Below are 25294 nucleotides of genomic sequence, written 5' to 3' on the forward strand. Positions count from 1 at the left end.
ATTAATGCCTATTTTTTATCCCAGTAATTATCCATTCTTTTAATCGCAGCCCCTTCGTATTGACGCTTTAGCTGCCATGCAGGACGCTCCAGTTCCAGCTCCCATTCAAATAACTTTTGATAAAGCATGGCGGTCATATCTGGCTTAGCTGCTGCTAAATCATTTAACTCAGCAGGGTCCTCTGCGATGTTGTAAAGCTCAGCTTGCCTATCTGGAAAGCGCAGCAATTTCCAATCACCGTGACGCACAGCTGCCCGAACTTCCTTTTTCCAGTATAAGTAGTCATGAGGATCACCTTTATCTTTTTTAGTGATATAAGGTTTGAGATCAACCCCATCAGTATTAGCCAGTTTGTTTTGTTTTACACCTGCAGCTGCCGTAAAGGTTGGCAACAAATCAAGGAGGGAAATAGACGCATCAAACTGCGTGCTAGCCTTGGTGACTCCAGGCCACCTCATCAAAAAAGGCACACGAATACCACCTTCAAGGTGATTCGCCTTAGTGCCACTTAAAGGCTGGTTGTTTGAAGCGTTCTGATCACTGGGGCCACCATTGTCATTGGTAAATACAACCAAGGTATTTTTATCAAGATCTTCATCTTCTAAGGTTTGTAAAATACGGCCAATGTTTCTATCCATATTAAGCATCATAGCTGCATAAATTTTTCGTATACCTTCAAGCTTAGGAAACTTCGCCAGATCTTCCGGCATAGCCTGCATCGGAGCATGAGGGGCTGTTAACGATACAAATGCAAACCAAGGTTGTTTTTTATTACGCCTGATAAAAGCAATACTGGCATCAGCAAGTGCATCGGTGAAATACTGCGGGCTTTCAGCATAAGTACCTATGCCTCGTTCTAAAAAATCTTCCGGCCGATGATTGAGATTGCTGTCACTAAATGGAAAGTAACTGCGTGCGCCACCACGCATACCATAGAACTCATCAAAGCCACGATTCATAGGGTGAAAACGATCGGCATTACCTTGATGCCACTTGCCAAAAAGTGCGGTGCGATAACCTTGTTCCTGAAGGTAATTAGCAATCGTTTTTTGATCAAGAGGAAGCCCCATATCATCACCAGTTGTACCTGAAACGCTCATATAGCCAGGCACATTGTTCTCTTCATATCCAAAACGCTGCTGATAACGTCCAGTCAATAAACCCGCACGCGAAGGCCCACACACCGCTGCACTCACGTAAGCCTGCTTGAAGACAGTACCTTCTTTGGCCAGCGCATCTAAATGAGGAGTGCGAATCTCTGTGCTACCGTGAAAACCAAAATCGGCGTAACCGGCGTCATCGCTAAGAATAAATAAAATATTGGGGGTTTTATGCAGCTTCTTGCTGCCCTGCTCAGGCTCAAGCCCTCCCAAAGCCAAACTAGAAAGACTGCTAAAACTAAAAAGAAGTAAAACAAACAGTGCCTGGGCAGGTCGATGAATCTGCATTGCCGAACAAACCTTATCGCTTAATAACAGCAACAACTGTAGAGCCAAAACCTCAGCTTCGGCCTCCATTATCCTGATCTTAAAGCGATAAAATTATGAAGCTAAGGCACTTTTACGAGCCTGCAAGCGTAAGTGAGCGCAAACTTATAAAAATACAAGCGCATAGAACTAAGACGTGGGTTTTCGTTAATCTGGCCTTTTAGCAAGCTGGTAATCGCCGGGGCTTAAGCCGGTATATTTCTTAAAGACAGAACTGAAATAATTCGAGTTGTTAAAACCTACCGCAAACGCAGTATCGGTCACGCTGTGCTGAAGCAGCATAGCTTTGGCTTTTTCTATGCGCAGGGCTGTTACATATTGGTTAATGGTTAGCCCCTGCTCCTTCTTAAAACTGCGCATAAGGTAGGAGCTGCTCACAGCTAAGCTCTCGGCCATTTGCCCAATATTGATGTGCTCACAATAAGCATTCTGTATATAGCTTCGCGCTTTATCAACCAAGAGCTGGCTTTTGCTTTTAGGTAGTTGTGCGAGCACCGCACCAAGCTCTAAGGCCTCGTCTCGTGCAAACTGCTTAAGCTGCTCGGCATTGAGACTTGTATTAACCGCCTGCATGCTGGAAGCATTCCTTTGCAGCATGCTGTTAGCATCAGCACCGGCATGAATAGTGGAGTCCGTTAGACGGTTAAGCAGCTCCCTTACCTTGAGCTTATAGAGATCAAGATTACCTTGTGAACTCAGCTGTAACTGAACCAATAGCTCGTCAACATCAGCCATATCAATGTCATTACGCCGTGTAATAGCCAACTGCAGCTCTTCTTTTAGAAGCTCAGCCTGCCCCTTACTTTGACGAATATCGATATAAACAGCACAGGCCCAACATGCAGCGGTCAGTACCGAGCCGATGTAATACAACCAATAGCCATTGTTGATAAAAGCACTGCCCACCTGAAACAAGGCAAATAACAAACTGCCGGCAATAAATAACAGCGCTACCGTATCTCGTTCGTTGCTAATCTGACTATAAAGCAGGTAACAACAAGGTAAAAACACGACAACAGCAATATATAAAAATACGGCGCGCTCCGCTAAAAGTGCACTGACATCAAAAGAGAGCCATGCTGACCACGAAGGCGAGAACAGCAAGTTAAAATGACTAACATCAACGTTAAACACGTAAAACGCCGTTATTAGCAAAGCCAACACAAACGGCGTCACATACTGAAAACGCTTAAGCCTATGCCCAGCTTGCAATGCAGTCGCAATCACCATACAGGGAATAGCCAAACACAGAAGCACTGCAACACGAGAATACAGCAAATACGAAAAAACCGCGTCGTGGCTATACCCTTGTAAAAAGCGCCCAGCCAAATAAAGCGTATACGCCGCGAGAAACACAATATGAAAGCTAAAACCCCGCAATAGGCGCTTACCCTCAAAGACAAAGTAGATAAGCACCACGATCAACAGTTGCGCTGATAACAAAGGGAAGAAGGTGTAATGTAAGACGTTGTCGGGTAATTCAATCATGGATGGCGGAAGTACAAAAATTACATTGTAATATAAATGTAGCTAGCATAATTTTTAGGCGCATAAATCCGAGTGGTAAATTTCCCTCTGTTGGACATGTATTCCTGTTTATTGGTGCACGCATTTAATTCCGCGTCTAGTTTTAACCGTATCGCTCTTTCACATTCATGCGATCGCGATATACCTACCTCCCTGTGCACGACCGCCATGGATGGCGGAAGTACTGGAAATGCAGGAGCAATTTCCATGTAAAAAACCCGCGACTCTTGCGAGTGGCGGGTATAAGAAGTGGGTATCTTACAACACCCTATCAAGCATTCGTACAGCCCGGTTTTACGCGGGCTGTGTTTTTATTGCGCAGTAAAACTGAAACTATCTAAGAAGAAATGCCACTTCAATCTTGAGGCCGTGGCTTCAATACGAATGGTGTGTTCACCCGCGCTGATGTTTAAGCCTGAAGCAATGGATTTCTCAGAGAATATGTTCAGGTTATTACCGTGAACAGGCGTTTCGGCCACTTCAACACCATCGATATATATTTTGGCATTGGAGTCGCTTTGCTCTTTAGTAGAGGCAACAAAACTTAGGTCATAGGTACCGCTTTCAGCAAAGTTCACCGTGTAATCTGCCCAAGCACCCGTTAGCACGTGATCAGCAAAGGTAGTGGTGCCCCAGAAAGTTCGAGTTGTGAAACCGCCTTGAGTACCACCTGTTGCAACAAAGCTTTCACCCTCAACCATAACGCTTTCGCCGCCACCTGTTCCTGGTGACATTGAAGGGCTAGGTTCAGGACTTGGGCTCGCACTTGGTGAAGGTGATGGGCTAGGTTGAGTTACGGTCACCGATTCAAATACAACATTGTCGGCATTCCACTGCCACGATGAACTTCCCCAACTTTGTACACGCAAGGTGTAGGTTCCAGCGGCAATGCTAACATCACGCGCGACTACATTTTGTTGGTAGTTATCCCAGGCACTTGTAGCTGCTAGGGTAGACGAAGCAATTTCAGCACCGTTAAGGCTAAGCGCAACACCTAGCTGGCCTGTCATTGGAGAACCGGCATTCACAATAATGTTGTAAGTGCCTGCTTCAGCAAAGCTCACGCTGTATTCAGCCCAGTCTCCGGTGGTATTGTAGTTAATACCGGATGCGGTTTGGCCAAAACCAACAACACTGTCGTAATTAATGGCTGCGCCGTCTTTACCTGTATCGCTAAAGCTTTCTAGCTCTACCACAACGTCATTACCAGGCAAGCCTACAGATGGGCTGGGTGAAGGCTCAGAGGACGGACTCACACTAGGGCTAGGTGATGGACTTGGACTCACTGCCGGGCTCGGACTCGGCGAAGGTGAGACCATCATACTTGGACTAGGTGACGGACTCGGTGAAGCACTAGGGCTCGGTGATGGACTTGGGCTAGCAGGAAGCGAAGGTGACGGGCTCGGGCTTGGACAGTTAGGTGCACACGCAGATGCTTTTAATAGTCTTAGGCCAACTTTATCAGCATTCCACTGCCACGCATCTGCCAAACCTACCGATTTAATACGAATAGTATGAGCACCCGTACTAGAGATGTTAATCGCATTACTAACAACAACTTCGGTGCGTGAATCCCAGTCGCTGGTATTTGCTAGAGCTGCAGCACCATTACTTACACCATCAACAAGTACTTCAATACCTGCATTGTCTTGGTTAGTGCCATAAATCATCGCAAACTGATAAATACCAGCGTGCTCGAAATTCCACACATATTCAGCCCAATCTCCGGTCTGGTTATAGTTAATTTGATCGCCTTCCTCGGTAAGCTCAAAACCACCTGCGGCGCCACCTGTTTCATCAAAGGTTTCAGCTTCACGCCACTGCATCTCACCCTGAGGGTCAACTACTTCAACAGCAACAGTGTCACTAATCTGAGTACCTTTAATCGTGCCGGTAATCGTCGTTGTACCTTGTGCTGTAGCAACAATATCGTCACCAACAACCGAGGCTACATTTTCGTTAGAACTGGTCCATTCAATCTCTGTTAAAGACGCGTTAGATGGTGAGATGCTTACTTGAACAGGTAGCGAATCGCCATTGGGCATCAAGGTAGTTTCAGGTAATAAGCTTAGTGCTTCAGGCATTAACAACTCAGTATTAATACGTACACTTGCGCTAATTCCATTACTGGTTTTTGCTGCAATGGTGACAGAACCTTCAGCGTGAGCAGTAACAACACCATTGCTATCAACAGTTGCAATAGACTCAGGTGTTGCCGTCCAAGTGACCGTTCGATCAGGTGCATGAATAGGACGAACAGCAGCACTTAATTGTTTTTCAGAGCCGACATACAATGTGCTAGGCACACCAACAATCGCAACACTGCTTGCAACAAGCTGGCTAACAGAAACTGTGATTTCGTCACTAATTGAACCGTCTTTGCTTACAGCAGTAATAGTAGTAGAACCAACATTCGTGCCTGTAACAACACCGTTAGGATCAACAGAGGCAACATTAGGGTTAGTTGAAGTCCACGTAACTAATTTGTTAGATGCATTTGCAGGTGAGAAGTTTGCTGTCAACGCTTGTGATTTAGTAACTTTTAAATCAATGCTATTTTCAGCAACATTAAAGTCAGTTACAGCAACACTATCTGTAGCAGGGGTTGAGCGAGTGATGTTTTTATCAAAATCCCAAACCTGTATAGATACAGAAGCTAGCTCACCAGGAGGTATTAAGCTGAACTCAATATTGTTATTGCCATTATCCGCAAGATATTCCGCAGGGAATGGGAACTCAAACGTCGCAAGCACATTACCTGTTTGACCTTCACCGCGAACATCGATATCAATTTCAACATCGTGACCATTCACTTTTAAATAAGAGCGATGCAGATTCGCCTCAGTCCAGTGACCAATAAACATATTACCGGTAATTCGCAACTGAGCTTCACCATTAGTAGGCTTAGCAACACCGTTAACTTCTGTATTAACGACACTACCACCCATATCCACACGATAAGGTGAGGTATTACTTAAAGGTTCACCAGCGTACTTGGTCTCGTTATTGTTAAACGCAGGATTAATAGCGCTTGTATATTCAATATCGATAACAATGGTTGAGTTTTCTGCCACCACCAAAGACTCAGGTAAAGAAGCTAGTTCAGCTTCGGCAAGAATTGGTTTGCCTTTACCATTAGCAGCATTGCCATCACCGTCGACATTTGCATCTAAATAAAGGTGACGAGTTTCAATACTCTTAATGCTATTGCCACTAATACCGGCCCAACTTAAATCAATGTCAGTATCTTCTGCGTGCATGCTATTAACAATAACGTATAGATGGTGCTCACCATTTTGGTCATTATTATTTACATAAGCGTCAACTTGGATATCGATATCGCTTGAGTAAGTATCAATACGAGTACCTTCAATATCACGCCATTGTTCAAACCAATGAATCGCGGCATTAAAGTCCCACTTACAATTAATAAACGCGGCGTCAGTTTCTTCACAGGTACTGTAGTCGCGCTGCAATAAAGATTGCGCATAAGGTTCTGTTTTACCACGATCACCCCAACTGCCCTTCACTACGATAAATGGCAGTGACATGGTGATGTAATCTGGGCGCTCTAAGAATTGCATTTGCATAGACTGAAAGGCTTTAATTTTTTCCCACTTAGCGCGGAATAAATCAACGTTTTCGCCAGTGTCCATATGCTCGCTGTTAATGCCACCAAATTCAGAAACAATCACTTCTTTCTTCGGACCTGGTACCATTTTGTCGTCGTACCACTCAAGCAAGTCCATCACGGCTTCAGTATGAGTACCACTGCGAGTAGTCGGTGTTCTCTCCGGCCAACCAACCCAGTCATAGGTGTGAATAGAATAGAAATCCATATTCTCACCAGCGCTATCGAGGAAACCCTTCCAAACCACATCCCACTGATACCAAGCTCGTCTTGTATCACTGTCGTTCATGGTTTCTGAAGGGGCAAAAATTTCATTGCGAATACGATCTTTTAAAGCCTGATTATCCGCTGTATCCGCACCATAAAAAGCCGTTAACAAGGCGTCGTTTTGTAAACGCGGCGACCCCGTTGCGGTTGTATCACCTTTATGAAAATCGTGTAAACCCCAGGTCATACCGCCCACTTTAGGCGCTTTGTCGCCAAGCGTTTCACGAATAACATCGGCAACCACATTGTGATAACGGAATAGCTCTTCCCATGTACTCACATGACCTTCATGACCGGTCGTGTTCATTAGCATGTCGGGCTCGTTAACTACTTCCCAATAAGCTGGCATTGGCAACTTAGGATCATCACCTGTGTCGCGTAGGTAAGCCTCTTCTAACCAAGCTGCGTACCACTTTGCGGCCTGCTCCATAGTACGCGGTCGCCAAGGGTGCTCTGAATCCAAAGCCGCACCAAACCAGCTATACGCCGACCAGTTAGGCATCGCCGGGCGCGGTTGAGACGCCATGACCATGTACTCAGTACGATCAAAATATTCTTGTGCATCTTCGTATTTGTTTTGCAAAGCCCAGTGATAGCCATCGACATTGCTGTTTAAGCTCTCACGACTAAATTCATCTAGATGGCCCCATGGAAAATAATCATCTGCTTCAGGCGGCTGTTCAGGATCACCTTCAGTTTGACTGAAATACCACATAGGGGTACCCGCATCACGACCAAAATGAACACCCAACTCCATGACATAATCGAGCTTTTCTTTTTCACCAATCCATTCATTTTCAATCGGTGATGCGTGAATAGTAATACGGCGTTCACGGCCAAACTGGTTGGCCCCGTTTACGCTGTGTTTAACGTCAGCATTGATATCGACCTGTACGGCAGCAACGGCGGAGGTAGAGACACCACCCGCAACAACAGCACCGATAAAGCCACTTAACAGTGCTTTAGGATTTTTTTTAAACATAGATTCCTCAGAATTATTAATTATTATTCCGTGTGTACTGATTGAGTCATAACTAACTCAAGCGCCATAAACAGCTAATGCGCTTATATTGAGGAGGAAAGACCGTTTATATAGCACATAAGCGGTAACTGAAAACTAACAATAAAACACTTAACAAGGAGTTAAAAAAACACATCACTTACTCAGCCCAAACTAAAAACAAGTAAACATATATGCGTAAAACAGAAACAACTCTTATCAAGCGAAGAAAATACAGGTAAATATCAAAGCCTAAGTGCTTAAAGCAGGCATCACTCCTCAAAAATGAATGTCTCAAGATCACATCAATGACACGAAATTTATTAATAAAACCGAAAAACCACACTTAAGTCTTAACAAAAATGCAACTAAATAATTAAAGTTAAAACTAGAAAAATCATCACACAGAAAAAAACGAGAACAAGATCGCAAAAGCAAAGATCAACACGAAATAATAAGAGGGATAGGCAGGTATATAAATTAATAAAAAAATAAACTAAACGCATATAAAACCAAATATTTAAACCGTTTTAAACGTGATAAAACGGTTTAAAAAAATGAATAGAGCGACAAAATAAAACATCACAGACTACGACTCATTCATCACCTAATAAGCTTGTTATTAGTTAACTAAGCCCTTTAATTTTCTTAAGGCTACGTTTTTATCTGCAAAATCATGAATACGGCCTAACTCCTCACCTGAGCGAAAGACGATCAATACAGGAAAGTCTCTTATTTGATGATCAAAGAATCTTAAATTACTCTGGTCTATCTGAGCGGGTATTTTAAGATGATACTTAGCAACAAATTCATCTAGATCCGACTGACCAGTCCAAAGCCGACTTGCAAGAAGCAACCAATTTACCTTAGTTAACTCTTTAGATTTATATGCTTGTTCAAGAAACTCCGCAGAGGAACGGCAGTTATTCGCCATCTTTGGCCGTGTATCTTCAAGGTACCAGTCACACCATGTTGCAGTAAAAAGAACCACACTCACGTCATGAGCACTCTCGCTAAACAGCGGCGGTATCGTAGTTTCTTTATCTGGGGATGGAATTGCTGCAAGGCTGCCCGAGCTTAAAATAGAAATCTTTTGATCAATATCCGCATCAGCGGCATACCCCTTATGAACGATACGCCCTTGTGCATCGATCAGTATATGTAGGGGAGTGCCTAAGAGATCCAGCTCTTGAGCAAGCTCACCATGTTTATCTACAAGTACAGGCATCGTTAGAGATTGCCTACGCATAAGATCTTTAATATCACTATTAGAGTCATTCAAGCCCACATTAACGGCTATCACTTCTATATCTTGCCCTACGTTACGATAGGTCTGTTCAAAGTGAGGCATTTGAGCAATACAGTCCTTACACCAAGTCGCCCATAATTTCAGGTAAATAGGCTTACCCTTGGCAACGTCTTTTAAGCTAAGCCTTTTGTTTTCTAAGGTATAGAGTGAAATATCTAAAGCTGATTTAGCCTGCGCATATGAAGCAGCGAAAAGAAACATTGCCGGCAACATTGCAAATAACAAGCAACCGGTAAGTGATGTACGCCGAAAGAAGCTTAAGACCATGAGTATCTCCCAATAATAGAGTTTTAATGTCAGGGCTTATTATCAACACGATCAGCAATGCGAAAAATAGCTTTAATGGAATATCAAAAGTGAATATTATTCATTAATACTTAAGCCAGAGAGACTAAAATGGATACCTTCAACCATTTACAGATGTTTGTTTTGGTCGCCGAACAAGGCAGCTTTGCTGCAGTAGCTAAGAAGCTTGGTGCAGACCCATCAACCATCAGTAAAGCTATTCTGAATCTGGAGCAACGCTTAGGCCTACAGCTTTTTCAGCGCACGACCCGAAAGATCAACATCACTGCAGAAGGACGAGAGTACTTACTGCACGTCAAAAGCATGCTTGACGATTTAAATGCGTGTGAACAAAGGTTAAAGCATCACACCAGCTCACCTAGTGGCAGCCTAAAGATCAACGCCCCCGTATCTTATGGACGCTCTTACTTACTGCCCCTAGTGCCTGAATTTTGTAAACGCTACCCTGATATCAAACTCGACATTCATTTCGATGATGCGTATGTCGACATAATAGAACACGGCTACGATGTGCTTATTCGTACAGGAACGCTTCAGGAAAAACGCATCGTGGCTCGCCCTTTAAGCTCCATGGATTTTGTAACCTGCGCAGCACCTGACTACCTTAAATCACAAGGAGTGAAACGCTTAAAAAGCTCCATGTTAGCCAACTATTCTTGGATTCGTTTTCGCTTTAAACAAAGCGGAAAATTAATGCCTATTCTCTCCCTAGAAAATGGCCAACTGATCCAACACGATGTTAATCAAGATTATTTAGTTGATGACGGCGAAGCAATGGCTGAGCTGTGTGCTGCAGGACTGGGTTTAAGTCAATTCCCTCACTTTATCGCCCGATCTTATATTGAAGAAAAGAAAATCGTTCCAGTCTATAAGTCTTTTAAGCACCCTACGATGGGCGTACATGTAATGTATGCCAAACGAGAACACCTACCTGAACGAGTACGTGTATTTGTGGATTTTTTGAAAGAAAAAATTGAATCACTTGGAGAAACAACAGAAGGGACATGGGCCTTAAAATTAAAACCCATATCTACTTAAATATCGACCTAAACAATGAAGGCCTAAAAATTAATCTTCGAGAGCAAAGTCAAGCTCTTGCAAGTCTTGAGAATTAGGCCCTACCAGTAGGGTAAATTTACCGGCATCAATACGCGGCTTTAAATCGCGACCTATATAAGCTAGCTTAGCTTCGCTTACCTCAAACTCTACCCACTGGCTTTCTCCAGACTTAAGAGTTAACAGAGAAAAATCAATCAGCTCTTTAAAAGGTCGAGTTACTTCAGCTACTTTATCACGTAAATACAGCTGTACGGTTTCTCTCGCTTCTGCTCCACCTGTATTCTTTACTTTTACTTTCAACGTTAAACTAGAATCACGTTTCATAGTGCTAGCACTCAAACTCGGCTTGCCATAAGTAAATTCACTATAACTTAGACCAAAACCAAAGGCGTAAAGTGGTGTCGTTGGCACATCTCTATAAGTAGTGGAATAACGATTGTCATCGGCGCCGGCATTAAAGCTGTGGCTGGTTGCTTTGTAGTTATAAAAAATCGGCACTTGGCCCTGATGATAAGGAAAGGTAATCGGCAAACGGCCAACAGGGTTAAAGTCGCCCGCAAGTATTTCGGCCACGGCTTCCCCGCCTGTTGAGCCTGGCATCCAAGCCTGTAATAGCGCGTCTGTATTTTTTGCAACGTGCGTTAATACATAAGGGCGCCCAGTCACCACAACGGTGACCATCGGTTTACCTAGTTCTTTCAGGGCTGCCAATAATTCTTCTTGTAAGCCTGGCAAAGTCAATGAAGCCGTACCGCCGCCCTCACCGCTCATCCATTCCTGCTCGCCAACAACGGCAACAATCATATCGGCCGCTTCTGCAACAGCCAACGCAGGCTCAATGAGTTCTACTCCGGCATCGTTAAAACCATCAAAACGCACACCCTCAGCATAACTTAGCTCAGCCTGACCTTTAAAGCGCTTGGCTAAACCTTGATAAATACTAACCACTTCATCCGGCTGACCTTTAGCAGCCCACCAACCCAATAAATCTTTTTGTGCTTTTGCCATAGGACCGATGACGGCAATTTTTTTAACTGAGCTATCTATTGGTAAAACCTTGTTGTCGTTTTGTAACAGAACCATCGATTTTAAAGTTATGTCTTTAGTCTCTTGCCAGTTACGCTCCGACAACAACTCACTTTGCTCACGCTCAGCATTAAAAGCCGCATAAGGTTTATCAAGTAAGCCGGCTTGCTGTTTTAAGCGCAGAACACGGCGCACAGCATCGTCTAAGGATTTCTCGCTGACCAAACCTGCCTTTACCAATTCAGGCAAGCGCTGCACATAGTGCTGAGAAGTCATGTCCATATCAAAACTTGCGGCCATGGCCTGCTGTACGGCATCGTCTTTATCAGCTGCAACACCAATTTTTATTAGGTTGGGAATCGTTTCCCAGTCTGTCATTAATAAACCATCAAAAGCTAATTCACCTCGAAGTACATTCTGCATTAACCACGTATTGGCTGTTGCTGGCACACCATCGTAAGCGGTATAGGCCCCCATAACACTGCTAACACCAGCATCAATAGCCGCCTTAAAAGGAGGAAGGTGAATCTCACGCAGCTCGCGCTCACTTAAATCACGAATGTTGTAGTCACGACCAGCCAGTGAGGCGCCATAACCTGCAAAGTGCTTTACCGTAGCTAGAATATTTTCATGCTGCTCACCACTTTCTTGAAGACCTCGTACACGCGCTTCGGCAATCAAAGAAGCAAGATAAGGATCTTCACCAGCGCCTTCAAGAATACGCCCCCAACGAGGATCACGGCTGACATCAACCATAGGTGCGTACGTCAGTTGAATGCCTGCCGCACGCGCCTCTCTGGCGGCAACAGCTGCGCTATTGCGTATAGCTTGTAAATCCCAACTGGCGGCTTCAGCTAAGGGCACCGGTGCAATCGTGCGATAACCGTGAATCACATCTTCTTGAAATAGAATGGGTAAGCCACTGTGGCTTTCTTCTACCGCGACTTTTTGTAGGGCAAGATTATTCGCCACGCCATTAGCTTTAATGACAGAGCCAACTTTACCCTCACGAATAAGCTGCAGCTGCTCTTCTGTGGGCTCACCTTCTATAGGGATTAGACTTAACTGGCCTGCTTTTTCCTCCAAGCTTAAGGACATCAGTATATTTTCAATTTGCTCTTGTGGAGTTTCAGAAAAAGCGGATGCCGAAACCCCCAGTAACAAACAGCAAGCCAAACGTAAACACTTACACACAACAGACTCCGTAGTTATTATTTTATTGAAACGATAAAGATAGAACACTACACAAAGACATTTAGAATGACTACAAGATCACTCATAATTTATAACAGCTTTTGACACTCAATAAAAAATCAATTGGAAAACTAACAGGCATAAAAAAGGCGGACTCAGCAAAGCTGGCCCGCCCCATATAAAACGCCAAACATTAAGGCTTATTAGTAACGATCATTCTAATAGCGCTTAATTGAAGGTGACTTTTTTCTTGTAAAGCGTGTTGCATGGCTTCGCTTTTTAACTCCAACTTAATAATATCGGCATCATTGACCGTTTCATTTTTTTCGGACAGTGAGCGGACACGCTGAAGCTCAGTATCGAAGTGCTCACGTAAATTCTTTAAAGCATCATCCACTAATACCTGCTTGGGCACTTCAGCGTATTTTTCAGCTTGCTGATAAAAACCAGTGAGCCGCTCTTTTTGGCTTTTGATGATTTTTCGAGCCAGCTTTTTATCCACTTTATGCAAAGTAGTCTGCAGCTGCTCTTCGCTTAACATTGGCGCTAAATCTTTCTCGGCCAATTCACTGCTGACACTACGCACACTGTAGCGGGTGAAAAAAGGTAATAGTTCACGAGCAAATTCACTTTGAATAACCACATCAAAGCTACACTCCATAAGTACTTTACCTGGAGGCAATTGACGACTTGGCAACATAGCGACACAGGCAGAACCTAAATCACCCTGTTTTAACAATTCCCACAGGCCTAATACAAAAGCGTGATCCCAACTCATAAAGACGATGTCTTCACGCGCATTTGCCAAGGCGCGATCAAAGCAAAGCTCGACACCTTCTGGTGGAATACCTGGCAATACAGGAATCATCATATTATCGGCAGGAATTAATGAATAGCGCCCAGCACCGAGATCTTCAAAATGGAAATGCAGTAAATCAGATGCCTCTTCGATAATCGCCAGCGGAGTTTCCTGCTCAAAGGCACTGATGCTCTGCGCCAGGGTATCGGCTTGCGGCTGACGACAACTGTTAAGCTCTAACAGAGCATCGCGACCAGAGTGAATGTCTGACAATAGCGCGTCAACTTTTTCTTGGGCTTTTTCTATTAGCTCATCTGTCAGTGCTTCGTCTTCACCCGGCCAAAATTCATCGTGAACAGCACCTGCAGCTGCATTTTGTTGCTCAACACAATCGAGCACATCGTGATACCACTGCCAGAGTTTGCGGTTGTCACAATACTCCGAGTTTTCTGCAATAGGCACGTGAATATTGACGTCACTCTTTTGCCCAATACGATCGAGACGACCAATGCGCTGCTCTAATAAGTCCGGGTGATCTGGTAAATCTAAACACACAAGGTCATGGCTAAATTGGAAATTACGACCTTCGCTGCCTATCTCTGAACACAATAATACTCGTGTGCCATCTTCCATATCGGCAAAATAAGCTGCCGCTCTATCGCGCTCAACTAAAGACATTTTTTCATGGAACACGGCCGAATCGATGCCGTGTTTTTGCCACAAGAAGCTTTCACATTCAGCAACTTGCTCCCTGTCATTCATAATCACCAATACTTTATCTTTGGCTTTTTCTTTTAAGAACGTTGCCAACCAATTAAAGCGGTCTTGCCACTCCGGGCCGTCAACCTCATGAGCATGAGCAATACGTTCAGGGAAACCGGCCACAGCCGTTCGAGCATTGCGGAATAAGGTACGCCCTACTCCGTGACAATCGAGCAGCTCGGAAATAAGAGCCTGATCATCGAGTTTACTGTCTAGTGAATATAACTGACAAAGCTCAGCACGACTATCTGGCATAGCACGCAGCAAAGTATTTAGTTTTTCGTAACCTTGCTCTTCTTCTTTAAGCGCTTCAGCTGAACTGTACTTATCTGGATCTAATAGTTTTAAGCGCGCAAAGTGGCTATCAAAACCCAACTGTTCTGGAGTAGCAGTCATTAACACCAGATTTTGAAAAACTTCTGCCATTTGTTCTAAGGCGATAAATTCTTTGTCGTCTTGCTGAATATGATGGGCTTCATCAATAATCAACAAATCAAAACCAGCTTCCAATATTTCTTCGCGCTCTAAAGAAAGCGCCCAGTGCGGTAGCAGATGAATTTGCGCACCGTTAAAGTCGTGATCTTCTTCGTTATAAAGCACTGGGCTAATTCCAAAGCGACGAATCAATTCAACTAGCCACTGCACCTGTAGCGCAGGAGGAACGGCGATTAAAACTCGGGCAACACGCTCTTGTTTAAGCAAACGAGAAAGAATCAAACCCGCTTCAATGGTTTTACCCAAACCCACTTCATCAGCAAGTAATACTCTTACTTTTTCAAATTCACAGGCCGTTTTTGCAACATAAAGCTGGTGAGGAATAAGATCAGCGCGAGCGCCCAATAAACCATTTAAACGCGAGGCATTTAAGCGCGCCATGGCTAAGTCAAAACTGCGGCGGAAGTTGAACCAGCGACGCCTATCTATTTGTCCCATTAACAACCGCATAAACGGTTGGTTAAGTTTTACTTCGGGGCTTAGCTGAGTTTCTACAACAAGTTCATTCTCACTGGTCTCATAAATCAACAAACCGTTTTGTTCGTGTACGGCTTTAACGATATGGGTATTACCCGCCATATCACTTATTTGTTCGTCTTCGTGAAAGTGAATCCGAGTAAGTGGCGCTTGCTCGATGGCATAGTGGCGTTCACAATCGCCAACAGGGAAAAACAGGTTTACGCTACGACCTTCGATCGCTACAACCAATCCCAGACCAAGTTCGGGTTCAGAATCGACCACCCAACGTTGGCCTTGTACAAATTCAGACATACAGTTCCAATTAATTTATTAATACTCGCGCTCCATCCAAGGAGCGATTTCGCATCTTTAGCATAGACACCGCGCTCAATGCTGTGCCCTTAATCATTTTCCAAAGCCAGTTTAGTGCTTTGTAGCGTATAGCTATTCAATATTGTGCAAAATTTTGGCATTACACTTTATGAGATCACTGAGCTATTTGCTATTGCGGGACGTCAGCCGCATGGAGGCGGCTGACGAGCCTATATAGATATATTTACGGCGTCCCCAAAAAGCAAAAAACTAAGCGATCGAACTACGAAGCAGCAAACCCCTAGCACACCTTATTTACGTGAGCGCTTAGAAGTAGAGCGTCGACCTGCAGGGCGCTTCGCTGCAAGTGGGCGCCTCGCGCTACCACGTCGAGAGTTTTTACTTTTATCCGCTGGCACCAATGACTTTTCACCATCACCAATTAAATCATGGCGACCCATCGCTTTAAATTCTTCACGCAAGAGATCCCAGTTTTTCTCATCGTGAAAACGCAATAATGCTTTTTGGAAACGGCGTTGTTTTAAATTACGGGGCGTATGCACACTGCCTTTTTTATAACCCACCTTCTGTAAAGGATTTTTTTCGGAGTAGTACATCGCTGTTGCCAAAGACATAGGCGAAGGATAAAAAGTTTGAACCTGATCTAAACGATATTTATTTTTCTTTAACCAAAAGGCTAAATTAATCATATCCTCGTCTTCACAACCAGGATGTGCGGCAATGAAATAAGGAATCAAATACTGTTTTTTACCTGCCTGCTTACTGTATTTATCAAACAGGCGCTTAAACTCATGAAAGGTATCGATACCCGGCTTCATCATTTTATTAAGCGGGCGCTCTTCAGTGTGCTCAGGAGCAATTTTCAAATACCCCCCCACATGGTGGGTCACCAGCTCTTTAACATATTCTGGATCTTTTACGGCTAAGTCATAACGCAAACCTGAAGCAATCGCGACTTTTTTAATACCTGGGATCGCACGCGCCTTACGGTAGAGCTTGGTGGTTGGACTGTGATCAGTCACCAGGTTTTTGCAAATAGTTGGGAATACACAACTCAAACGACGACAATTTGCGTGAATTTGTGGATCCTTACAATTCAACATATACATGTTGGCTGTCGGGCCACCTAAGTCACTGATCTGTCCGGTAAAGCCTGGAGTCTTATCACGGATGGCTTCTAGCTCGGTCAAAATACTCTCTTCAGAGCGGCTTTGAATCACCCGGCCTTCATGCTCGGTAATCGAACAAAACGAACAACCACCAAAACAACCGCGCATGATATTGACCGAGGTTTTAATCATGTCATAGGCAGGAATCGTCGCGTCGCCATAGGCGGGATGCGGTACACGCTGATACGGTAAAGCAAAGACCGCATCCATCTCATCCGTTTCAAGAGGAATCGGTGGGGGGTTGACCCAAACTTCACGAGTACCGTGTTTTTGCACAATAGTTCGAGCGTTCTGGGGGTTGCTCTCTAAGTGCAATACTCGTGAAGCATGGCTATACAGAGCCTTATCATTACGCACTTTCTCGAATGACGGAATACGAATAACCGTATGGCTCTCATCCAAATCATGCTTGCGTTGCAAAGGCATAGGAATAATACGAATGGCCTCTTCTGGCACCTCATCCGCAACTTCACCAGCATTTGCCGAGCTCTTACAATCGCTATCGCCCATGCCATCCATTGCATAAGGGTTGGGAATAGCATCAATATTTTTAGCCCAATCAATACGACTGGAATCGACCACCGTCCATTCGTTGGGTACTTCTTTTTTTATCACCGCTGTACCGCGAATATCTTCCAGTTCACGTACATTTTCACCCGCAGCTACACGCGCAGCTAGTTCAATAATGGCACGCTCGGCATTGCCGTATAAAAGAATATCAGCACCAGAATCGATTAACACTGAACGACGAACTTCATCGCTCCAATAATCGTACTGTGCAATGCGCCGTAAACTCGCCTCAATGCCACCAATAACCTGAGGTACATCTTTATAGGCTTCGCGACATTTTTGCGCGTAGACAGTGACGGCGCGATCAGGGCGCAAGCCACCTTCATTGTTTGGGGTGTAAGCATCATCGTGACGAACACGTAAGTCAGCCGTATACCGGTTAATCATCGAATCCATATTACCGGCGCTAATGCCAAAAAACAGATTGGGCTCACCAAGTACCTTGAAGCTTTCGACGTCTTTCCAGTCGGGCTGGGCGATCATGCCGACCCTAAAGCCTTGCGCTTCGAGTAAACGGCCAATCAGTGCACCACCAAAACTTGGGTGATCGACATAGGCATCGCCATTAATGATGATGACATCGCAGCTATCCCAGCCAAGTTCATCCATTTCCGCCCTGCTCATAGGTAAGAAAGGCGCGGGTTCAAAGCACGAAGCCCAGTATTTTGGATAAGACAATAAGTGCGGAGCTTTATGAATGTCGGCCATGGAGTTTCTATTAGCTGGAAAACGGTCGCCATTCTACCTGAGCCGAGCCGCCGAACCTAATACACTAAGGCTCTAAATGCGATTAATTTAACTGTCATTACAAACTATAGAGCTCTTGTCGCTAGCTCTTTTTTAGGATACAAAGCGCGCAAGAAAATAGCAGGTTCAGCATGATCGACGAAGATTACCAAATGCGCTTTGGCGGTATAGGCCGCCTTTACGGCACACAAGCACAACAACAGCTCGCTAAAGCCCATATGGCGGTTATTGGCCTTGGTGGGGTTGGCTCTTGGGCTGCCGAAGCGCTAGCACGTTCGGGCATCGGTAAACTTACCTTGATTGAACTTGATGACATCTGTGTGACCAACAGTAATCGACAACTACATGCGCTAAGCGACACGGTTGGACAAAATAAGCTTGATGTTATGGCTCAACGCCTAAAGCTGATCAACCCTGCGATTGAACTCAACTGCGTGCACGATTTCTTAACACAACGCAATGCGGCTGAGCTTATCGACGGTGATGTCGATGTCATTATCGATGCCATTGACTCAGTCAACGTAAAAGCGAGCTTAGTGGCTTATTGTATTCGCAGTAAACAACGACTGATTTGTGTGGGCAGCTCGGGCGGTAAGAGCGATCCAAACCAAATTGATGTTTGTGATCTTGGCCATACAGAATACGACCCGCTATTAGCCAAGCTACGCAATCAACTTTATCGCCATCATAAATTTACACGAACAAGCCGCAGAAAATTTCGCGTAGATGCAATCTATAGCCGCGAAGCCATTGTTTACGCCAAGCCCGACGGCTCTGTATGCACAGATAAAAAAGCCATGATCGATGGCGTCAAACTAGACTGCGCTGGGGGCTTAGGCTCTTCGGTAATGGTGACCGGCAGCTTTGGTTTTTCTGCCGCAGCTCGCGCTGTTTGGCGCTACCTTGAACAGTGTTCAAAAACCAAATAACTGCTTACAGTTAGCCATATTAGATCGAAGTAGGTGCTCACTCTCTTCGCCGCGCAATTCGGCGATATAAGCAGCAATTGCGGGCAGCTGCTCGGGCGAATTACGCTCATTATTAGCCAGCCAACTTGGACTCATAGCTGGCGCATCCGTTTCAAGCAGCACAGCCTCTAAAGGCAAAGCGCGCACAGCTTCACGTAATTTGTGAGCGCGCTTGTGAGTCACGGCAGCACCGATGCCTAAATGAACGCCAAGCTTAAGCCACTGCAAAGCCAAATCCTTGCTGCCATAAAAACCATGTATCACAACACCCGCGCTTAACTTTGCTTCTTTAATAAGCTGCATTAATGGCCCATGCGCTTTCACACAATGCAAAATTAATGGCAGCTGCAAAGCGCGAGCAAGATCAATATGCACTTGCAGTACTTGTCTCTGGCGCTGCATGTCTGGGCCCTTTAAGGCATCCAAACCACACTCGCCAATGGCAACACAGCGTTGAGCCCTTGCCGCTTGTTCTAACTGCTCATACAAAAACGCCATCTCGCTTGGTGCAGAATCCAAATACCAAGGATGCCAACCCACGGCATAAGACCACTCTTTATATTGCTCGCATAAGTTATCAAGTTTGGGCCACTGCCTCGCTTCCACCCCCGGCAAAAGTAGATGCGCCATACCTTGTTGCTGACAACGAACCCAAAGTGCATCTCGATCTTGCTCAAATGCGTCAAAATCAAAATGGCAGTGGCTATCAATCAAAGTTGGCGCGTAAGTGCCCACCTAACGTTCTCCGTACATTGTTCTAGACTGAGTTTATGCGAAGTCGACTTTATTTGCTTCGCCTCCGTGCTTTAGACGGACTTAAGCACATACATTGATAGCGAGCTTATGAGCGCACTCATTAACGAACAACTGTATAACATACTTATTGTCGAAGACGACCCCGTCAATATCGACATTATCGTTGATGCCTTAACAGGTCGTTATCGCCTGTTTGTTGCCAAAAGCCGGGCAAAAGCGCTGGAAATACTCAGCCATAAAGAAATGCACTTTGTACTCTTAGATGTAGGCCTACCCGATGGCAACGGTTTTGAAATTTGCCATACCGTGATTGAGAACGAGCAAAATTACGGCTTGCCAGCCATTATTTTTATGACGGGCATGGATAATCCTGCTGACGAAGCTCGAGGTATAGAACTTGGGGCTCGCGATTACATCACCAAGCCGATTAATAATGTTGTGCTTAGAGCTCGAATTAAATTACAAGCTCAAATGCTGCGCCAAACTGAACTACTCTCCAACCTTGCTCGCATTGATGGCCTCACCGAAGTCAATAATCGTCGCGCCTTTGATGATCAACTGCGCATAGAGTGGAACCGCTGTATGCGCGAAGAGCAAAGTGTCAGCCTCTGCTTGCTTGATATCGATTTTTTTAAACAATACAACGATAGATATGGCCACCCCGCCGGTGACGAATGTTTAAAAGCCGTTGCGCAAAGCCTTAGTGCTACTTTTAAACGCAGTTCTGACTTTATTGCTCGTTATGGGGGAGAAGAGTTTGCAGTCATTATTTACAACAGTGACACCGAAATAGCCGAGCGCTTGGTCAATAATGCCTTAGACGCCGTACAAGCCATGTGCATAGAACACAAAAGTTCTACTGTCAGTGATTATCTAAGTTTTAGTGCCGGGATATGCTCAACAATTCCAGATGAATTAGTCGATACCGATGATTTAATTCGCTGCGCCGATACAGCCCTTTATGAAGCTAAAGCACGAGGTCGAGCAAGAGTAATCTCTAATGAGCTCGAATAAAATAATTGAACCCAAGCTAACTCTTATTCATCCTCACTCAATATCTCTAAGGCATCATCGTAATCATATGATTCTAATGCCCGACACAGAGCCTCCATTTGTGATGAATCTGCTCGACTGTCTCGAACTCTATTCAATAAGCTAACTTCAGGCACTTCACTGCGCTGAAGAAAAACGCGCAATTCTGCATATAAACTACTTTTGTCGCTGTTATTAGCAAGTGAATCATTTTTGACCGTATTCGCATCAATGATACGCTGAGCATCGTCTATGGAGTCTTCAAACAGACCAATTAACTCAACAAAGACATCCTTGTGAATACTAGCACCTTGACGCAACCATGTTTCTTGCTCTGCTGCCAATTCATATAAAGGCTGCATGGCCAAATTACCACTTGCGCCTTTAACACTATGAATTAATTCACGTAACTGCTCATTGTCGCCATTAGCAAATGCCACGCTAAGTTGAACACCCGTGTCTTTATTATGCTCAATATAAGAACCCAAAACCCGAATAAAGGAACTAGAGCGACGAGCAATATCTGGCTTTTTCACAGTAAAATCGATGGTCTTCAGTTCCGAAGGTAAAACTAATTCAGCATTCTTATCACTTTTTGGCACGGGACTAGCTCTTTAGACCGATAACACTCATTAGCATAGCAAAACAGGGCCAACTAGCCCCATAAAGCTACACGGTAAAGGAATAAAAGCACCGTATTAATACAAGGCTGCTAAGCTCAATGGATCGCAAGGAAAAAAAGCAAGATGCTTGGAGCGACAATGGAACATAATTATCCACCCAATACATTAGATATTGAAGCCTCTGGTTTTGGCAGCTCGAGCTACCCAATAGAAGTTGGCATTGCCAAGCATAACGGGGAGCGCTACTGCGCTTTAATTTGCCCCCAGAGCGACTGGCTACACTGGAGTGACACGGCAGAACAACTGCATGGCATTAGCCGCAAAGCATTACTAGAACGCGGCAAACCAGCTTGTGAAGTTTGCCTGGAACTAAATAAGTTCTTAAATAAAGATGCTGTTTTCTCTGATGCGCTGAGCCATGATCAGCGCTGGTTACAACGCTTATTTGAGAGTGTAAGTTTTAGCCCAAGCTTTCAACTCAGAGCTATTGAACACATTATGCTTGAGCAGCAATTTAAATACTGGGACAGGGCCAAAGCCGAATTAGAAATCAGTCTAAATACAGAGCGCCACCGCGCTAGCTCTGACGCCTTACTCATCCAACAAGCATATGTGCTCAGCCATCGGGCTGCTAGCAAAGATGCAGCCTGAGCCCCCCCAGCTAAATATCGCTCATACAAGCTGCGAGAGCTTAACTATACTCAAGAGGCATAGCCTGCGACATCGCAGAACGAAGACTTAATTTGAGACCTCATGCCTCACCCGCAACAGACATTGATACACCCAAAGCAGTGGCACTTTTTAGTCAGTGCCCTATTACTTTGCGCTCTGTTTTCTAACAGCGGTGTAACTTGGGCTGGGGTAAACGATAGTGAACTGCGGGCTACCATTGTCTATAGGCTCTTACAATTTAGTAGCTGGAAAGGCCAAGTACCCGGCCAAACCCGAATCTGTGTTATTGGCAGCAAAAGCCTTCACCGAGAGCTGCTCAGTATTAGCCAGCATGTCAAAAAAGGCTTTGACGTTAAGCAAGTCAACGTACCACCACCTTCATCTTGTGACATTATCGTTGCTGGCCCCAAAGCCCAGAAACTAAAACTGGCCGATATACAGCGTAAATTTTTAATCTGCTCCAGTTGCAAGTCTGAAGAATTAGCAGCTATTCACCTCTATCGTTTTGGCAATAAAATACAGTTCAATATCAACCGAAAAATAGCCGATACCCGTGGCATTCACTTTAAATCAAGCGTCTTAAAAGCCGCTAGTAAAGTGGAGGCGGGCTCATGAGTAGACGCCAGTCTTTACGCTTTAAGTTACTGCGCATTGTAGGCCTCACCTTAATTAGCGCAATCATTGTAAGTGGCTTAATACTATTGGCTTTTGGCCGTGAAGATGCGCAAAAAAACACCCGTAACGACCTATACGTTATTGCCAATATTCTCGCTGAAAAAGTGAGCTTTGGTTTAAGCCTTGGCAGCCAATACAGTGAAGAAGTTAGTGAAGCTTTATCCAGTGCGCGCCACCATCAAGATATCACTCGTGTCTGTTTGTATCAAAAAGATGGCGCCCTCCATTCAAGCTTTGTATCAAACGCCGCTCTAGGAAACTGCATGAGCAGTTTTGAACTTAATAAACAGCGTCAAAGACATCAAAATAAAGGTCATCGTAATGCCCACATCATACAAATCGATGTCATTTTACAAGGTGAACATCTCGGCCAATTAATAATAGAAAGCTCTGGAAAAAGTTTAGATCGCAGTGTTCTTTTTATGGGATTTTCAATCTTTGGGGCTTTATTTGTTTCTGTTTTATTAGCTTATATTTTTGGCAGTCGCCAACTAAGTCGCTCGCTACAACCCCTGTACGAGCTTTCCCGCGTTGGAGAACGTATAGCTGACAACCCACTAAGCAGTGAGCGTGCTCAAAAACGAAGCAATGATGAAGTTGGTGACTTGGTCGACGCCATAAACCACATGCTAGATGTATTTTCATTAGAAAACCAAAAGCTAAAAAGTTCAGAAGCCACATTTAGGGCCTTAACAGAAAACTCCCCAGTTGGCGTATTTTTAAGAAGCTCGCCCAAAAATTTTGATTACATCAATAAAGCGTGGACAAAGATTACCGGCCTTAATGAAGAGCATGCCGATAGCTTTAGTGACTTTATTGAGAGTGAATATAAACGCCAATACATAGAGAGAATTAGTAAACTGCAACACGGCCAACTCTTTGTACAAACAGAGTTTGAATTTCTTCACTACACCGGTGATTACCGTTATTTACAAGAGCACGTCAGTATCGTTCGTGAAGGTAACCGCATTTTTTACATTGGCACTCTGGTTGATGTTACGGCATTAAAGAGCGCGCAAAATGAACTCGAAACCCTAGCCTATTACGACCCCCTAACAAACCTGCCTAATCGCCGCTTCCTCAATGACCACTTAAAATATGCCTTTGCTAGTGCAGAGAAAAAGAACAATAAAATCGCCGCGTTTATTATGGATCTTGATAACTTTAAACGTGTTAACGATTCTCTCGGTCACGATGCAGGCGATCGATTATTAGAGCGCAGTGCTGCACGTGTGCGCGAAGCCGTATTTAGAGAAGACGTCGTAGTACGCATGGGCGGCGATGAGTTTTTAGTCCTAGTTGAAGGTATAGAGAACCTAAATAGTGTTGAGTTTATCTGCAAGCGCTTATTAAAAGCATTAAAAACCGAAACCAAAGACGAGCTGACAGTTATCCCCGTAAGTGGCTCCATTGGTGTTGCGCTTTACCCCGATGATGCATCGACCCCCGAAGAACTCTTACGCTTTGCCGATATGGCGCTGTACAACAGTAAAGAAGGTGGTGGTAATAGCTTTGCGTGTTACTCCTCTAAACTTGACGAGGAAATTCGTGAACAAATACGCATAGAACAAAAACTTCGTCATGCGATTGAGCATCGCGAAATTGATGTTCACCTTCAACCACAATACAAAGCAGACACCCTAGAAGCCTGCTGGGCCGAAGCTTTAGTACGCTGGTTTGATAAAGACGAAGGTTTTATCTCACCAGCCAAGTTTATTCCTATTGCAGAAGATACCGGCCTCATTCATGACTTAGGTGCTTTTGTACTCGACCGTGTCTGTGAGATTTTAAGAGATCACGGCGAAGCACTTAGAGATCGGGGCATAGCAGGTATTAGTGTTAATTTAAGTGGCCAACAATTTTTCTCTAGCACTTTAGAAGCAGACATAGGCGAAACACTTAAGAAATATGGTATTTCACCCGCACTGGTTGAATTCGAATTAACGGAATCTACTGTCACCGACGACATGGATAGAGCCATTGAAATTATGGCCGCATTACGTGACGTTGGCTGCCAACTCAGTATTGATGACTTTGGTACAGGTTATAGTTCATTAAGCTACTTAAAGAAATTCCCAATCACCAGCCTTAAAATCGATAGATCCTTTGTTATGGATCTACCCGAAAATAATAATGATAGAGAAATCACCTGCGCAATTATCAACCTTGCCCACAACCTTGGTATGACGGTGGTGGCCGAAGGCGTTGAAACACGAGAGCAAGCCGATTTCTTAGGCGAAAACAAGTGTGAATACCTGCAAGGTTATTATTTAGCCAAGCCTCAAAGTGTGCACGATATTATCGCTAGTAAAAACATATCCCAATACGCAAAACCAGCTAAAAGTTAACAGATCTCAAGAGCGCGGTATACTAGGCCAACTATTATCACTTTCGATTATGTTTGCCAACTAAGGTCTACCATGTGCAG

General features: G+C 44.4%; 15 protein-coding genes. 6 read left to right on the forward strand and 9 right to left on the reverse strand.

Annotation, left to right across the window (positions count from 1 at the left end):
• Window positions 1–8: 8 nt before the first annotated feature.
• The 4 genes from AB1S55_RS02655 to AB1S55_RS02670 form a co-directional block, all read right to left on the reverse strand.
• A complete protein-coding gene (locus AB1S55_RS02655) occupies window positions 9–1517 on the reverse strand; it encodes a sulfatase-like hydrolase/transferase (RefSeq protein WP_370980239.1) in 1509 nt (502 codons plus the stop codon).
• Window positions 1518–1634: 117 nt separating this feature from the next.
• Entirely contained in the window at window positions 1635–2975 is a 1341-nt protein-coding gene (locus tag AB1S55_RS02660; protein WP_370980240.1) for a helix-turn-helix transcriptional regulator, read from the reverse strand.
• Between the two features lie 350 nt (window positions 2976–3325).
• On the reverse strand, window positions 3326–7894 hold the full coding sequence (locus AB1S55_RS02665; RefSeq protein WP_370980241.1) for an Ig-like domain-containing protein: 4569 nt from the start codon (window positions 7892–7894) through the stop codon (window positions 3326–3328).
• A 640-nt stretch (window positions 7895–8534) separates the two neighbouring features.
• Window positions 8535–9488, reverse strand: coding sequence for a redoxin domain-containing protein (locus AB1S55_RS02670; RefSeq protein WP_370980242.1), 954 nt, complete (start codon window positions 9486–9488; stop codon window positions 8535–8537).
• 129 nt (window positions 9489–9617) lie between these two features.
• On the opposite strand from AB1S55_RS02670, the gene AB1S55_RS02675 reads away from it, so the two are divergent.
• Complete coding sequence (locus AB1S55_RS02675; protein ID WP_370980243.1) at window positions 9618–10565, forward strand: LysR family transcriptional regulator; 948 nt, start codon at window positions 9618–9620, stop codon at window positions 10563–10565.
• Between the two features lie 30 nt (window positions 10566–10595).
• Here the strand turns inward: AB1S55_RS02675 and bglX are convergent, their stop codons facing one another.
• The 3 genes from bglX to AB1S55_RS02690 form a co-directional block, all read right to left on the reverse strand.
• Window positions 10596–12806: a beta-glucosidase BglX gene (gene bglX, locus AB1S55_RS02680; RefSeq protein ID WP_370980244.1), complete on the reverse strand. Its 2211-nt coding sequence runs from the start codon at window positions 12804–12806 to the stop codon at window positions 10596–10598.
• 193 nt (window positions 12807–12999) lie between these two features.
• Window positions 13000–15633 carry a helicase-related protein gene (locus AB1S55_RS02685; protein ID WP_370980245.1) on the reverse strand — a complete coding sequence of 878 codons (2634 nt, stop codon included), beginning with the start codon at window positions 15631–15633 and terminating at the stop codon, window positions 13000–13002.
• A gap of 311 nt (window positions 15634–15944) precedes the next feature.
• Window positions 15945–18101 (reverse strand): YgiQ family radical SAM protein, encoded by a 2157-nt coding sequence (locus tag AB1S55_RS02690; RefSeq protein WP_370980246.1) that lies wholly within the window; start codon window positions 18099–18101, stop codon window positions 15945–15947.
• A gap of 170 nt (window positions 18102–18271) precedes the next feature.
• Between AB1S55_RS02690 and tcdA the strand changes: the two genes are divergently transcribed.
• On the forward strand, window positions 18272–19069 hold the full coding sequence (gene tcdA / locus AB1S55_RS02695) for a tRNA cyclic N6-threonylcarbamoyladenosine(37) synthase TcdA (protein WP_370980247.1): 798 nt from the start codon (window positions 18272–18274) through the stop codon (window positions 19067–19069).
• On the opposite strand, the gene AB1S55_RS02700 is transcribed toward tcdA, so the two are convergent.
• Window positions 19055–19843, reverse strand: coding sequence for a TatD family hydrolase (locus AB1S55_RS02700; RefSeq protein ID WP_370980248.1), 789 nt, complete (start codon window positions 19841–19843; stop codon window positions 19055–19057). The two genes, tcdA and AB1S55_RS02700, sit on opposite strands and share 15 nt — an antisense overlap.
• 108 nt (window positions 19844–19951) lie before the next feature.
• On the opposite strand from AB1S55_RS02700, the gene AB1S55_RS02705 reads away from it, so the two are divergent.
• A complete protein-coding gene (locus AB1S55_RS02705; protein ID WP_370980249.1) occupies window positions 19952–20878 on the forward strand; it encodes a diguanylate cyclase domain-containing protein in 927 nt (308 codons plus the stop codon).
• Window positions 20879–20901: 23 nt separating this feature from the next.
• On the opposite strand, the gene AB1S55_RS02710 is transcribed toward AB1S55_RS02705, so the two are convergent.
• A complete protein-coding gene (locus AB1S55_RS02710) occupies window positions 20902–21498 on the reverse strand; it encodes an Hpt domain-containing protein (RefSeq protein ID WP_370980250.1) in 597 nt (198 codons plus the stop codon).
• 159 nt (window positions 21499–21657) lie between these two features.
• Here AB1S55_RS02710 and AB1S55_RS02715 point away from each other — a divergent pair, with 159 nt between their 5' ends.
• The 3 genes from AB1S55_RS02715 to AB1S55_RS02725 all read left to right on the forward strand — a co-directional run bounded on the left by AB1S55_RS02715 (window position 21658) and on the right by AB1S55_RS02725 (window position 25214).
• Window positions 21658–22170, forward strand: coding sequence for a hypothetical protein (locus AB1S55_RS02715; RefSeq protein ID WP_370980251.1), 513 nt, complete (start codon window positions 21658–21660; stop codon window positions 22168–22170).
• A gap of 102 nt (window positions 22171–22272) precedes the next feature.
• Entirely contained in the window at window positions 22273–22806 is a 534-nt protein-coding gene (locus tag AB1S55_RS02720) for a YfiR family protein (protein WP_370980252.1), read from the forward strand.
• Complete coding sequence (locus tag AB1S55_RS02725) at window positions 22803–25214, forward strand: EAL domain-containing protein (RefSeq protein ID WP_370980253.1); 2412 nt, start codon at window positions 22803–22805, stop codon at window positions 25212–25214. The genes AB1S55_RS02720 and AB1S55_RS02725 overlap by 4 nt, the downstream gene beginning before the upstream one ends.
• Window positions 25215–25294 lie beyond the last annotated feature (80 nt).

This window comes from Agaribacterium sp. ZY112, from assembly GCF_041346925.1.
GTDB lineage: Bacteria > Pseudomonadota > Gammaproteobacteria > Pseudomonadales > Cellvibrionaceae > Agaribacterium.